Origin of the sequence: Micromonospora chokoriensis (genome assembly GCF_000718555.1) — a bacterium.
Lineage (GTDB): Bacteria > Actinomycetota > Actinomycetes > Mycobacteriales > Micromonosporaceae > Micromonospora > Micromonospora chokoriensis_B.
Map to the genome: position 1 here is coordinate 137,431 of NZ_JOAN01000007.1, position 12,727 is coordinate 150,157.

Genomic DNA, 12,727 nt, shown 5'->3' on the forward strand with positions numbered 1-12,727 from the left:
TCGGTCACCCGGGCCCCGGCGACCGAACCGCCGCCCGGGGCGGTTCCGGAGGCGGTCGCGCCGGTGCCGCCGCCCGCGCCGCCGCTGCTGCCGCTCTGGCCGTTGTCGATGATGTTCGGTTTGGTGCCGCTGTGGTGGGCGCTCGGTGCGTTCTACCTCGGCTGGCCGCTGCTGGGTGCGTTGCTGCTCGCGCTGCTGCTCACCCGAGGGCGGGTGCCGCTGCCGCCGGCGGCTGGCATCTGGCTGCTGTTCCTCGCCATCGTGGTGGTCAGTGCCACCCGGCTGTCGTCGCCCGCCTCGCTGCTCACGTTCGCGCTGCGTCTGGCCTTCTACCTGACCGCGCTGGTGGTCGGGGTCTACGTCTACGCCGCCGCCCGGGAACGCGCCAGCCTGGTGGCGGTGCTCACCCCGCTCTGCGCGTTCTGGTTCGGGTTGGTGGCGCTGGGCTGGCTGGGGGTGCTGGCGCCCCGGCTGGCCATGACGACCCCGATGGAGGTGCTGCTGCCCGGCGGGGTGGCGGGCACCCCGTTCATCCAGGACATGGTGCACCTCACCACCGCCGAATACAGCGCCCGATCGCTCAACCCGATCTATCGACCGGCCGCGCCGTTCGCGTACACCAACAACTACGGCAGCGCGTACGCCATGACCCTGCCCTGCGTGGTGGCCTTCGCGATGCTGCGCCGGCAGGGGCTGCTGCGCTGGGCGCTGCTGGCGTCGCTGCCGCTGTCGCTGGCGCCGGCGTTCCTCACCCTCAACCGGGCGATGTTCCTCAGCCTCGGCGCCGGGCTGGCGGTGCTCGGGGTGCGGGCCAGCCTGCGCGGCAACATCCGGGTGGCCGCGTCCATCGTCGGGGTGGTGGTGATCGGCGGGCTGGCCACGCTGTTCATTCCGATCACCGAGCTGATCAGCAGACGGGTCGACTCCAGCGACACCAACACCGATCGGCTCTCGCTCTACACCGAGGTGATCCGCCGGGTGCAGGAGTCCCCGTGGTTGGGCTACGGCGCTCCGGTGAACGTCGACACCGTGTCGGCGGCCGCGCCGATCGGCACCCAGGGTCAGCTGTGGATGGTGCTGTTCAGCCATGGCGTACCCGCGCTCATCTGTTTCCTGGCGTGGTTCGTCGCCGCCGCGGTGATCTGCGCGCGGGCGACCTCGGCGGCCGGGCAGTGGCTGGCGGTGGTGCCGGTGGTGTGCCTCGTGCAGATCCCGTTCTACGGCATGGCCAACCAGAACCTGGCGGTCGCGTTCTTCGCGGTCGCCTTCGCGATGGCGCTGAGCGAACGCGAACGGCTGACCCGGTTGGCTGGCTCGCAGCCGCCGGCCGCGCGGAACACGCCGGTGCCCGCATGACCGCCGCGACCCGACCGCCGGCCGGCGCGGACCCAGGCGGTCCGACGCCCGCCGCCGCGGACGGCCCGGCAACGCCGTCGCCGACCGGGGACGCCGGCTCGGCCGAGACCCGACGCAGCGCGCGCAGCGGCGTGGCCGGGCTGCTCGGCGCGGCCACCAGCGGGCTGTTCGGGTTCGTGCTGGCCGTCGTCATCACCCGGGGGTACGGCCCGGCCGGCGCGGGTGCGTTCTTCGCCGCGATCGGGGTCGTCACCGTGGCGACCGCGATCTGCACGCTCGGCGCGGAGACCGGTCTGATGTGGGCGCTGCCCCGCCGCACTGTCGGCGTGCGTGGTGACGCGGCCCGGGTGCTCCCGGTGGCGCTGATCCCGCCGCTGCTGACCGGGCTCCTGGTCGCCGGGGCGGGTGTGCTGGCCGCCGACGCGCTCGCGCCTCGGCTGCTGCGCGGTTCCGGCGCGAGCGGCGACGCGTTGCTGACCGTCACGTTCGCCGCGGTCCCGGTGGTGGTCGCGATGACCCTGCTGCTGGCCGCGCTGCGCTGCGTGCGGCCCATCCGGGCGTACGTCGGGGTGCAGTTCCTGCTGTTGCCGGTCGCCCGCCCGGTGCTGGTCGGCGCCGCCGCGCTGGCCGGTGGTGGCCTGCTCGCCGGCATGACCGGCTGGTTGGTGCCGGCGGCTCTGGCGTTGCTGGCCTGCCTCACCCTCGTCGCCGGTCCGCTCGGGCTGGGCCGGGGAGCGACGCTGCGTCCGCACCGCGCCGACTGGTCGACGTTCTGGCGCTTCGCGCTGCCCCGGGCCGCCTCGGCGGCCATCGACGCCGGCAGCATGTGGGTGGGGGTGCTGCTCACCTCGGTGCTGGCCGGGCCGGCGGACGCTGGCGTGTTCGGCGCTGTCGGCCGGTACGTGCTGGCCGGCCAGTTGGCCATGCAGGGGCTGCGGGTGGCGGTGTCGCCGCAGCTGTCCCGGCTGCTCGGGCGGGGCGAGCGGGCCGCGGCGGCGGCCGTGCACCGGCAGTTGACCACCTGGGGGCTGGTGCTGTCCTGGCCGGTGTACCTCCTGCTGGCGGTCTTCGCGCTGGCCTTCCTCCAACTGTTCGGGCCGGAGTTCACCGAAGGTGTGCCGGCGATGACGGTGCTCGCGCTGGCGATGCTTGTCAACACCGGGGTGGGCAACGTGCAGAGCCTGCTCCTGATGGGTGGGCGCAGCGGGCTGCATCTGGTGGCGACAGTCGCCGGGTTGACGGTGACCGTCTCGCTGGGTCTCTGGCTGATCCCCCGTTACGGCGCGACGGGCGCGGCGGTGGCCTGGGCTGCCGGCATCGCCACCGAGAACCTCACCGCCGCCGTGTTCGCCCGGTCGGTGGTCCGGGAGCCGTTGTTCGACGCCGCGATGGCGCGTGCCGCGGCGGCCACGGTCGCCGGTGTGGGCCTGGCCGCCGGCGCCGGTGTGCTGGTGGGCGGTCGGGGCCTGCCCGGCCTCGCGGTGACGCTGGCGGTGCTGCTGGCCGGCTGCGTCGGCATGTTGACGTTGCCCCGGGTGCGCGCCGGCATCCGGGGGACCATGAGGCAGATCCGTGGAGGGGACGACGCGGCCGCGGCCGCCGAGCCCACCTCGGCATCGACGAGAGGCAGGTGAGGTCCGTCGTGGCGTCCATCCGTGACCGGGTCAAGCAGTTGGTCCCGACCCAGGTGACCACCCGGGTGAAGGAGTCGCTTGTCGACTATGGCGTTCGCACCAGTGACCGCCGCCCGCTTCCGGACTTCCTCATCATCGGCACCAAACGGGGTGGCACCACCTCCCTGTGGAACTACCTCATCCAGCACCCGTTGGTGCCCCGGCTCTTTCCCGCGTGGAACACCAAGTCGGCGCACTACTTCGAGGAGCACTGGGGTCGCGGCGAATCCTGGTACCGCTCGCATTTCCCGACCGAGCGGCACCGTGAGGCCCTGGCCAAGCGGCACGGCGGGCCGGTCCGGGTCGGTGAGGCCGCCCCGCTGTACATGTTCCACCCGCTCGCCGCACAGCGGGTCGCAGCGCTGATGCCGACGGTGAAGTTGATCGTGCTGCTGCGCGACCCGGTGGAGCGGGCGTACTCGCACTGGAAGGAACGCCGCACCCACGGCATCGAACCACTGGACTTCGCCGCCGCGCTGGCCGCCGAGCCGGAGCGCACGGTGGGGGAGCGGGAGCGGTTGATCGCCGAGCCGGAGTCGTTCAGCGAGCCGTACGACTGGTACACGTACCGGGCCCGGGGGCGCTATCTGGAGCACCTGGAGCCGTGGCTGGAGCGCTTCGACTCCGAGCAGATCCTCTTCCTGCCCAGCGAGGATCTGTACCGCGACTCGCGGGCGACCTACCGGCGCACGCTCGACTTCCTTGGTCTGCCGGCGTACGACCTGCCCGACTTCAAGGTCTACAACGATCGCCGTTCGGCGCCGCTGGAGCCGGCGGTGCGCGCTGAGCTGACCGACTACTACCGGCCGTACAACGACGCGTTGCGCCAGCGGCTCGGGCTGGACTTCGACTGGGCGGACCGGGCGGCGTGACGACGGAGGTGCGCCCGGCGACCGACCCGCGCTCTCGGGTGGACGGCCTGGGCTGGGTGAGCCGTGCGGTCTTCCCAGACGACCGGGTGGGCCTGACCGTGGGTGGCGCCCCGCCGGCCGGTCACCAGGCGGTGGCCCGGTACGCGGTGGTGCCGTCGGTCGCCCGAGCCCGGTTCCTGGTGCCGTTGGGAGCGCCCCGGGCCGGGGCGGCGTCGCTGCTGGCGTACAACGCCCTGCGGCCACCGAAGGTGCGCGCGCTGCGGGCGGTGCTCGGCGGGCTGGCCCGGTTCGGGCGAGTTGGGCTCGCGCCGTTTCCGACGTTGACCGTCTCGGTGCCGGTCGGGGTGCCGGCGGCGGAGCTGCTGCTGAGCGATCGGCTCGCCACCGAGTTGGGTGACACGCCGCTGCTGGCCGCGTTCGGGGTCCGCCCACCCGACCCGAACGGCAAGCCCACCCTGCAACTCTTCAGCGCCGACGGGCGTGCGCGCGGTTACGCGAAGATCGGCTGGAACGACGCGACGCGCGCGCTGGTCAGCGCGGAGGCGGCGGCGCTGCGGGCGTTGCGCGCGGTCGTCGGGGTCGCCGACCACCCGACGCCGCCGAGGCTGCTCACCGAGGTGTCGTGGGCGGGCCAGGTGGTCGCGGTGATCGAGCCGTTGCCACCGGCGGTACGCGGTGTGCCGGTGGACGACCCACCACGCATCGCGGCGCAGCTCGCGGTCGCCCGGCGTGGCGGCCCAGCGGGTACGCCTCGACCGCTGATCGACTCGGCCTTCCTGCGTCGGCTGGCTGACCAGGCCAGCCGGGCCGCCACTGCCGAGCCGTCCGGTGCGCGAGCGATCGCCGCGGTTTCGGCGCTGGCCCGCCGGCATGGCGAGACCAGCGTCGAGTTCGGTCACTGGCATGGTGACTGGGTGCCGTGGAACCTGGGCTGGCACGCCGGCCGGTTGGTCGCCTGGGACTGGGAGCACAGCGGGCCGGACGTGCCGGTCGGCTTCGACCTGGCGCACGACGCGTTCCAGCGGGCTCTGGTGCTGCGGGGGGAGCCAGCAGCCGTCGCCGCGTCGGCCGTCGACGACTATCTGGGCCGGCACGGCGAGCGGCTCGGCCTCGACGCGGCGCAGCGCCGGCTCGTCGCCGACGCGTACCTGGTGGAGATGTGGTTGCGGACCTGGCGGCTGGCCGACGCGGGGGCGGGCTGGAACACCGCGCTGCATCCCGCTCTCTTGGATGTCATCGAGAAAAGACATAGCGCCTGATCCGGCGGAATCGCGGCGGCGAGGGCACGTCGCAGAGTAACGACGAAATCGCAGGTGGTGATGACGATCGATGGACCTCGGACGTTCGGTGTGCCGAAGCGCCTGCTGGGGAGATCGTCGTCTCGGCCGGTCGCGCTATTCAACGACCGGGGAACGTGTGATCTGCTTCTGCGTGGCGTGAACTGAAATTCCAAGCGAACTTGTGGGGAGTCGCGTGGACACGAAGAACGACGAGAGTGCGGTGCCGGTGTTGCTGCTGGTCGGCTCCAGCGGCGGCCACCTGGCCCAACTACTGGCCCTGCGGCCCTGGTACGAACAGTGGCGGCGCTGCTGGGTCACCTTCGACACCCCGGAGGCGGTGTCGCTGCTGACCGGTGAGGACCTGGTGCCGGCGCACCACCCGACCACCCGCAACGTGCCGAACCTGCTGCGCAACGCGCTGCTGGCCTGGCGGGTGCTGCGGTCGCGGCGGATCGCGGCCGTGGTCACCACAGGTGCCGGGGTGGCCGTGCCGTTCGTGGTGCTGGCCCGGCTGCGGCGCATCCCGACTGTCTACATCGAGGTGTACGACCGGATCGACACCCCGACGTTGACCGCCCGGCTCTGCCGGCCGTTCCTGTCCGCGATGCTCGTGCAGTGGGACGAGCAGCGCCGGCAGTACCCCGAGGCGACCGTCGTCGGGACACTGCTGTGACGGGCGATACGGGCACCGCCCGGCGTGCCCAACCCGTGCCGAACGCCGAGGCGGCCCGCCTGCCTCGCCAGCGCGACAGCTCGGCGGTCGCCCAGCTCCGACTGCTGGTCGCGGTCGGCACCGACAAGCACCCCTTCGACCGGCTCGTCGACTGGCTGGCGCAGTGGCACGCGCAGGCCACCGGCCCGATCGGGTTGACCGTGCAGCACGGGCACACGAGCGCGCCGCAGCTGGCCGGCGCGGTGCCGTTCCTCGGCCACGACGCGTTGCAGCAGGCGATGATGGATGCGGACCTGGTGGTCTGCCACGGTGGGCCGGCGACCATCCTGGAGGCCCGCCGGCACGGCCACCTGCCCATCGTGGTGCCCCGCGACCCGAGCCGCGGCGAGCACGTCGACAACCACCAGCTTCTCTTCGCTCGCCGGCTCGGCGCCGCCGGGCTGGTGGCGCTCTGCGAGACCCGGGAGGCGCTGCACGACGCGCTGGCGGCCGGGTTGGTCGACCCATCCCGGTACGCGGTGGCCGCCGACCCGGGTGCGCACGAGGCGCGACGGGCGGCGGTGGCCCGGGTCGGGCAGATCGTCGACGACCTGGTGGCCCGCTCGACCCCGCGCCCACCCCGGTGGCGGGTCTGGTCCCGGCCGCGCCCGGGTACGGAGGAGATTCGATGACCCAGCAGCCGAGCGTCAGCGTCGTGGTGCCCACTCGGGACCGCCCCGAGCTGCTGCGGGCCGCGGTGCGCGCGATCCTGGCACAGGACTACCCGGGCCCGATCGAGGCCGTCGTGGTGTTCGACCAGTCCGCGCCGGACGAGTCGCTGACCGAGCTGAGAAGCGGCCCGCACCGCGCGGTACGGGTGATCCACAACGCCCGTACCCCCGGGTTGGCCGGTGCGCGCAACAGCGGCACCCTCGCGGCCGAGGGTGAGCTTGTCGCGTTCTGCGACGACGACGACGAGTGGTTGCCCGGCAAACTTGCCGCGCAGGTCGACGCGCTGGCCGGTGACCCGGCGGCCGAGTTCGTCTGCTGCGGCATCCGGGTCACCTACGACGGGCACACCGTCGACCGGGTGCTCGACAAGGACCGGATCACCCTGGACGACCTGCTGCGCGATCGGATGACGGAGCTGCACCCGTCGACCTTCCTGATTCGCGCGAGCGCGTTGCGTGACGGGTTCGGGCTGGTCGACGAGGAGATCCCGGGCAGCTACGCGGAGGACTACGAGTTCCTGCTCCGCGCCGCGCGCAGCGCGCCGCTGCTCAACCTGCGTACGCCGTCGGTGCTGGTGCGCTGGCACAAGCGCTCGTACTTCGCGCAGCGCTGGGACACCATCTCCGAGGCGTTGCAGTGGTTGCTGCGGCGCTACCCGGAGTTCGCCCGCCAGCCGGCCGGCGCGGCCCGGGTGGCCGGGCAGATCGCGTTCGCCCAGGCCGCCTCCGGCGACCGCCGGGGCGCGCTGCGCTGGGCCCGCCGCACCCTGCGGAGCAATCCCCGTGAGCCGCGCGCCTACCTGGCCCTCGCCGTCGCCGGCCGGGTGGTCCGGGCCGACGCGGTGCTGCGCACCCTGCACAAGCGCGGTCGGGGGATCTGAGCCGCCGCTGGCGGGTGTCGCGTCGGCGGGTGCAGAGCAGAAGGACGCCCGGGTCAGCGGGTGGCGGCGTCCGCAGGGCGGGACGCCACGGGGAGCGCGCCGCGTCGGTGGCCCGCCGTGACAGACTGACCGCTGTGTTGCGTTGGCTGACTGCAGGTGAATCGCACGGTCCCGCCCTCGTCGCGATGTTGGAGGGGGTGCCGGCCGGCATCGAGGTGACCACCACCGAGATCGCCGACGAGCTGGCCCGTCGGCGGCTGGGCTACGGCCGTGGCGCCCGGATGGCGTTCGAGCGGGACGAGGTCGAGTTGCTCGGCGGCCTGCGGCATGGGGTGACGTTGGGCAGCCCGGTAGCCATCCGGGTCGGCAACTCCGAGTGGCCGAAGTGGCAGACCGTGATGGCGGCCGACCCGGTCGACCCCGACGAGCTGGCCCGGCAGGCCCGCAACGCCCCGCTGACCCGGCCCCGGCCGGGCCACGCCGACCTGGCCGGCATGCAGAAGTACGGCCACACCGACGCCCGGCCGATCCTGGAGCGCGCCAGCGCCCGGGAGACCGCCGCCCGGGTCGCCGTCGGCACAGTTGCCAAGGCGCTGATCCGGCAGGCGCTCGGCGTCGAGATCGTCTCGCACGTCATTGAGCTGGGCCCGGTGGCCGCGAAGCCCGGTCTGCGTCCCACCCCGTCCGACGCCGCCCGGATCGATGCCGACCCGCTGCGCTGCCTCGACCCGGAGGCCAGCGCCCTGATGGTCGCCGAGGTCGACGCCGCGAAGAAGGCCGCCGACACCCTCGGTGGCGTGGTCGAGGTGCTGGCGTACGGGGTGCCGCCGGGGCTGGGCAGCCACGTGCAGTGGGACCGCAAGCTCGACGCCCGTCTGGCCACCGCGCTGATGTCCATTCAGGCGATCAAGGGCGTGGAGATCGGCGACGGTTGGCAGCAGGCCCGATCCCGTGGCTCGGAGGCGCACGACGAGATCATCCCGTCGGCCACCGGCGTCCGCCGGGTCACCGACCGGGCCGGTGGGCTGGAGGGCGGCATCACCACCGGTGAGCCGCTGCGCGTCCGCGCCGCGATGAAGCCGATCTCCTCGCTGAACCGGGCGCTGGCCACCGTGGACGTCACCACCGGTGAGCCGGCCACCGCGATCAACCAGCGCTCCGACGTCTGCGCGGTGCCCGCCGCGGCGGTCGTCGCCGAGGCGATGGTGGCGTTGGTGCTCGCCGAGGCGGCCACCGAGAAGTTCGGCGGCGACTCGATCGCCGAGATCCGCCGCAACCTGGCCGGCTACCTCGACGCGCTGGTCATCCGCTGATGGCGCCGGTCGTCGTGCTGGTCGGTGCCCCCGGCTGCGGCAAGACCACCGTCGGGCGGGCGCTCGCCGCCACCCTCGGGGTGGAGTTCCGCGACACCGACACCGACATCGAGCAGATGGCCGGCAAGCCGATCCCGGAGATCTTCATCGACGAGGGTGAGGCGCACTTCCGTACCTTGGAACGGGCCGCCGTGGCCGCGGCGCTGGCCGCCGGCACGGGCGTGCTCGCCCTCGGCGGCGGCGCGGTGCTGGCCGAGGAGACCCGGGCCGCCCTGATCGGGCACCGGGTGGTGTACCTCTCGGTCGAGCTGCCGGACGCGGTGCGGCGGGTCGGGCTCGGTGCCGGCCGGCCGCTGCTGGCGATCAACCCACGGGCCACCCTCAAGCACCTGTTGGACCAGCGCCGGCCGCTCTACATCGAGGTGGCCACCGAGACGGTGATCACCGACGGCCGAGCCCCGGCGACGATCGTCGCCGAGATCGCCGCCCTGCTACCCCGCTGACTTCGCCCGGCCAGCAGGTGGACAGCCGCCCTCGCCGCGCCGCTCGCTGGACTAGGCTGCCGGCGATGGATGAGGTGACCCGGATTCCGGTCGGCGGCGAGCGGCCGTACGACGTGTTGGTGGGACGCGACCTGCTGGGTGCGCTGCCGGGCCTGCTGCCCGGCGCGACCCGGGCGGCGGTGCTGCACGCGCCTCCGCTCAAGGCGCTCGCGGACGCGCTCGGCGAGCGCCTGCGCGCTGCCGGCGTCGAGCCACTGCCGATCGAGGTGCCCGACGCTGAGTCGGGCAAGCACATCGACGTCGCCGCAGCCTGCTGGGATCGGCTCGGCGCGGCGGGCTTCACCCGCACCGACGCGGTGGTCGGGGTGGGCGGCGGCGCGGTGACCGACCTGGCCGGCTTCGTCGCGGCCTGCTGGCTGCGCGGGGTGCGCTGGGTGCCGGTGGCGACCTCGCTGCTGGGCATGGTGGACGCCGCGGTGGGTGGCAAGACGGGTATCAACACGGCCGCTGGCAAGAACCTGGTTGGCGCCTTCCACCCGCCGGTCGGGGTGCTGGCCGACCTGGCCACGCTGGACAGCCTGCCCGCGGTCGACCTGGCCGCCGGGCTGGCCGAGGTGGTCAAGTGCGGGTTCATCGCCGACCCGACGATCCTGGACCTCGTCGAGGGTGACCCGGCGGCGGCCACCGACCCTCGTGGGCCCGTAAGTCGGGAGCTGATCGAGCGGGCCATCCGGGTCAAGGCCGACGTGGTCTCCGGCGACCTGCGCGAGTCCGGCGTGCGGGAAGTGCTCAACTACGGGCACACCCTGGCCCACGCCATCGAGCAGAACGAGGGCTACCGCTGGCGGCACGGTCACGCCGTCGCCGTCGGTCTGGTGTACGCGGCCACGCTGGCTCGGCTCGCCGGGCGGTTGGACGCGCCGACCGCCGATCGGCACCGGGTCACGTTGCGCGCGCTGGGCCTGCCGGTGAGCTACCCGGCCGACGCCTGGCCGCAGCTGCTGGCCGCGATGCGGGTGGACAAGAAGGCCCGGGGCGCTCGGTTGCGCTTCGTGGTGCTCGACGGGCTGGCCCGCCCGGCCATGCTGGAAGGCCCGGACGACGCGCTGCTGGAGGCCGCCTACCGCGAGGTGAGCAGCCGGTGAAGGTCTACGTCTTGAACGGGCCGAATCTGGGTCGGCTGGGCACCCGCGAGCCCGACGTGTACGGCGCTACCACCTACGCCGACCTGGTGGCGCTCTGCGAGGCCACCGGTCGGGAGCTGGGGCTGGAGGTGACGGTCCGGCAGACCGACGCGGAGCACGAGCTGCTCGGCTGGCTACACACCGCGGCCGACGAGGGCGCCGCCGTGGTGCTCAATCCGGCCGCCTGGTCGCACTACTCGTACGCGGTGCGGGACGCCTGTGCCATGCTGCGGGGGCCGCTGGTGGAGGTGCACATCTCCAACATCCACACCCGCGAGGAGTTCCGGCACCATTCGGTGGTGTCGGCGGTGGCGACCGGGGTGATCTGCGGTCTCGGCATCGACGGCTATCGCCTCGCGCTGCACCATCTGGCCGCCCGCTGAGGGGCTGTCCCGAGCGGGGGCCGGGCGATTCGACGCAGCTAGTAGACTCGTAGGGTCTGTCCGCCAATTGATGATCAAGGCAGGAAATGGCCTCCACCAACGACCTCAAAAACGGCCTGGTACTCAACCTGGACGGCGAGCTCTGGGCTGTCGTCGAGTTCCAGCACGTCAAGCCCGGTAAGGGTGGTGCCTTCGTGCGCACCACGCTGAAGAACGTGCTGTCCGGGAAGGTGGTCGACAAGACCTTCAACGCGGGCACCAAGGTCGAAACCGCGACCGTTGACAAGCGCACGATGCAGTACCTGTACGCCGACGGCGAGGACTTCGTCTTCATGGATCTGGAGACCTTCGACCAGATCACCGTGCCCGGCGGCACCGTCGGTGAGGCAGCTAACTACCTGCTGCCCGAGGCGGAGGCGACCGTCGCCCAGCACGAGGGTGTGCCGCTCTACATCGAGCTGCCCACCAGCGTCGTGCTGGAGGTCACCTACACCGAGCCGGGCCTGCAGGGCGACCGCTCGACCGGCGGCACCAAGCCGGCGACCGTGGAGACCGGCGCCACCGTGCCGGTGCCGCTGTTCATCACCACCGGCGAGAAGATCAAGGTCGACACCCGCGACGGCCGTTACCTCGGCCGCGCCTGATGGCTGAGGGTTCCAAGCAGCAGATGCCGGCGCGCCGCAAGGCGCGTAAGCGGGCGCTGGATGTCCTTTACGAGGCCGACCTGCGGGACAAGCCTCCGGTGGAGGTGCTCGCCGGCTACGTGCAGCGGATCGAGCAGCCCCGACCGGAGCACCTGGGCTACGCGGTGGGCCTGGTCGAGGGTGTCGCCGAGCACCTCAACCGGATCGACGAGTTGATCGCCAGCTACGCCGAGGGCTGGACGCTGGAGCGGATGCCGGTCGTCGACCGTAATCTGGCCCGGATCGCCGTCTACGAGTTGCTCTACGTCGACGAGATCGACGACGCGGTGGCGATCAGCGAGGCCGTGGAGCTGGCCCGACAGATGTCGACCGACGATTCGCCGCGCTTCCTCAACGGGGTGCTCGGCCGGATCGCCGAGTACGCCACCCGCTGAGCGTCCGCGCCACCGAACGCCGCAACACGAAGGGGCCCGTGCCATCCGGCACGGGCCCCTTCGGTGCAGCGGTAGATCAGGAGGCGAAGAACGCCCGGGGGTCGGCCACCAGCACACCGTGCTCGGTGAGCCGCTCGATCAGGCCCGACGGTGAGGCGTCGTACACGATCGCGAGCGCCCGCAGGTCGTCGGCGCGGATGGAGAGCACCCGGCCGTTGTAGTCGCCGCGCTGCTGCTGGATGGCGCGGGCGTAGCGGGCAACGTAGGCCAGGTCCTCGGAGGCCTCGTCGTAGAGCCGCTCCAGGTCCAGGACAATCTTGCTGGTGGGCTCGTGACGGACGCCACTGCCGTCAGGCAGCAGCTCCGAGACGGGGACACGGTAGAACTCGGCCAACTCGGCCAGACGGGACACCGTCACGGCCCGGTCGCCACGCTCGTACGAGCCGACCACCACGGCCTTCCACCGCCCGTTCGACTTCTCCTCCACACCCTGCAGGGAGAGACCCTGCTGCTGGCGGATGGAGCGCAGGCGGGCGCCCAGAGACTTGGCGTATTCAGAGGGCATTCGGACACTCCCAGTGCTGCTCGGGGTTCTCCCGTCGATCGCTACGGAGCGTGACGGTACGGGGAATGCGACACGTGGTCAAGTGGTCGCGACACTACCGTTGAGGAGCGTCCGGGAAGTTATCCCCTTTTCGGGCGCCTGATCCGGTGGTCAGCGGCCGCCGTCCATCGGCCCGGTGACCACTGGTAACGTGGCGGAAGCCCCGGCACCAGGTCCGCTTGAGCGGTCCGGCCGGAGGTGCCCGACATCCTTTAAC

General features: G+C 72.6%; 14 protein-coding genes. 13 read left to right on the forward strand and 1 reads right to left on the reverse strand.

What is annotated here, in order from left to right; translation table 11 throughout:
• Positions 1-63 precede the first annotated feature (63 nt).
• The 13 genes from IF46_RS0111955 (at position 64) to nusB (ending at position 11,906) form a co-directional block, all read left to right on the forward strand.
• The gene (locus IF46_RS0111955; protein WP_232234016.1) at positions 64-1,356 is read left to right on the forward strand and encodes an O-antigen ligase family protein; all 1,293 of its coding nucleotides are present in this window, start codon (positions 64-66) and stop codon (positions 1,354-1,356) included.
• Positions 1,353-2,990, forward strand: a complete 1,638-nt coding sequence (locus IF46_RS0111960) for a lipopolysaccharide biosynthesis protein (protein WP_030488387.1) — start codon at positions 1,353-1,355, stop codon at positions 2,988-2,990. Before IF46_RS0111955 ends, IF46_RS0111960 begins: the two co-directional genes overlap by 4 nt.
• Positions 2,991-2,998: 8 nt before the next feature.
• Positions 2,999-3,901: a sulfotransferase domain-containing protein gene (locus IF46_RS0111965; RefSeq protein ID WP_030488388.1), complete on the forward strand. Its 903-nt coding sequence runs from the start codon at positions 2,999-3,001 to the stop codon at positions 3,899-3,901.
• Positions 3,898-5,160, forward strand: coding sequence for a hypothetical protein (locus tag IF46_RS0111970; protein WP_030488389.1), 1,263 nt, complete (start codon positions 3,898-3,900; stop codon positions 5,158-5,160). The genes IF46_RS0111965 and IF46_RS0111970 overlap by 4 nt, the downstream gene beginning before the upstream one ends.
• A gap of 214 nt (positions 5,161-5,374) precedes the next feature.
• Entirely contained in the window at positions 5,375-5,854 is a 480-nt protein-coding gene (locus tag IF46_RS0111975; protein WP_036391852.1) for a polysaccharide biosynthesis protein, read from the forward strand.
• Positions 5,851-6,525: a glycosyltransferase gene (locus IF46_RS0111980; protein ID WP_084597878.1), complete on the forward strand. Its 675-nt coding sequence runs from the start codon at positions 5,851-5,853 to the stop codon at positions 6,523-6,525. Before IF46_RS0111975 ends, IF46_RS0111980 begins: the two co-directional genes overlap by 4 nt.
• A complete protein-coding gene (locus tag IF46_RS0111985; RefSeq protein ID WP_030488392.1) occupies positions 6,522-7,445 on the forward strand; it encodes a glycosyltransferase family 2 protein in 924 nt (307 codons plus the stop codon). The genes IF46_RS0111980 and IF46_RS0111985 overlap by 4 nt, the downstream gene beginning before the upstream one ends.
• A gap of 134 nt (positions 7,446-7,579) precedes the next feature.
• Positions 7,580-8,758: a chorismate synthase gene (aroC, locus tag IF46_RS0111990; protein WP_030488393.1), complete on the forward strand. Its 1,179-nt coding sequence runs from the start codon at positions 7,580-7,582 to the stop codon at positions 8,756-8,758.
• On the forward strand, positions 8,758-9,261 hold the full coding sequence (locus tag IF46_RS0111995) for a shikimate kinase (protein WP_030488394.1): 504 nt from the start codon (positions 8,758-8,760) through the stop codon (positions 9,259-9,261). The genes aroC and IF46_RS0111995 overlap by 1 nt, the downstream gene beginning before the upstream one ends.
• Before the next feature lie 65 nt (positions 9,262-9,326).
• Positions 9,327-10,406, forward strand: a complete 1,080-nt coding sequence (aroB, locus tag IF46_RS0112000) for a 3-dehydroquinate synthase (RefSeq protein ID WP_030488395.1) — start codon at positions 9,327-9,329, stop codon at positions 10,404-10,406.
• Positions 10,403-10,828 (forward strand): type II 3-dehydroquinate dehydratase, encoded by a 426-nt coding sequence (gene aroQ, locus IF46_RS0112005; RefSeq protein ID WP_030488396.1) that lies wholly within the window; start codon positions 10,403-10,405, stop codon positions 10,826-10,828. The genes aroB and aroQ overlap by 4 nt, the downstream gene beginning before the upstream one ends.
• Before the next feature lie 86 nt (positions 10,829-10,914).
• Positions 10,915-11,472 (forward strand): elongation factor P, encoded by a 558-nt coding sequence (efp, locus tag IF46_RS0112010; RefSeq protein ID WP_007458344.1) that lies wholly within the window; start codon positions 10,915-10,917, stop codon positions 11,470-11,472.
• Positions 11,473-11,495: 23 nt separating this feature from the next.
• Positions 11,496-11,906 (forward strand): transcription antitermination factor NusB, encoded by a 411-nt coding sequence (gene nusB / locus IF46_RS0112015; RefSeq protein WP_184188983.1) that lies wholly within the window; start codon positions 11,496-11,498, stop codon positions 11,904-11,906.
• A 76-nt stretch (positions 11,907-11,982) separates the two neighbouring features.
• On the opposite strand, the gene IF46_RS0112020 is transcribed toward nusB, so the two are convergent.
• Positions 11,983-12,471: a transcriptional regulator gene (locus IF46_RS0112020; RefSeq protein WP_007458348.1), complete on the reverse strand. Its 489-nt coding sequence runs from the start codon at positions 12,469-12,471 to the stop codon at positions 11,983-11,985.
• Between the last annotated feature and the right edge of the window lie 256 nt (positions 12,472-12,727).

Bases quoted from the DNA above. Each gene is read 5' to 3' on its own strand.
- IF46_RS0111960 (WP_030488387.1), top strand. From the start codon at position 1,353: ATGACCGCCGCGACCCGACCGCCGGCCGGCGCGGACCCAGGCGGTCCG.
- IF46_RS0111995 (WP_030488394.1), top strand. From the start codon at position 8,758: ATGGCGCCGGTCGTCGTGCTGGTCGGTGCCCCCGGCTGCGGCAAGACC.
- IF46_RS0111985 (WP_030488392.1), top strand. From the start codon at position 6,522: ATGACCCAGCAGCCGAGCGTCAGCGTCGTGGTGCCCACTCGGGACCGC.
- aroB (WP_030488395.1), top strand. From the start codon at position 9,327: ATGGATGAGGTGACCCGGATTCCGGTCGGCGGCGAGCGGCCGTACGAC.
- efp (WP_007458344.1), top strand. From the start codon at position 10,915: ATGGCCTCCACCAACGACCTCAAAAACGGCCTGGTACTCAACCTGGAC.
- IF46_RS0112020 (WP_007458348.1), bottom strand. From the start codon at position 12,471: ATGCCCTCTGAATACGCCAAGTCTCTGGGCGCCCGCCTGCGCTCCATC.
- nusB (WP_184188983.1), top strand. From the start codon at position 11,496: ATGCCGGCGCGCCGCAAGGCGCGTAAGCGGGCGCTGGATGTCCTTTAC.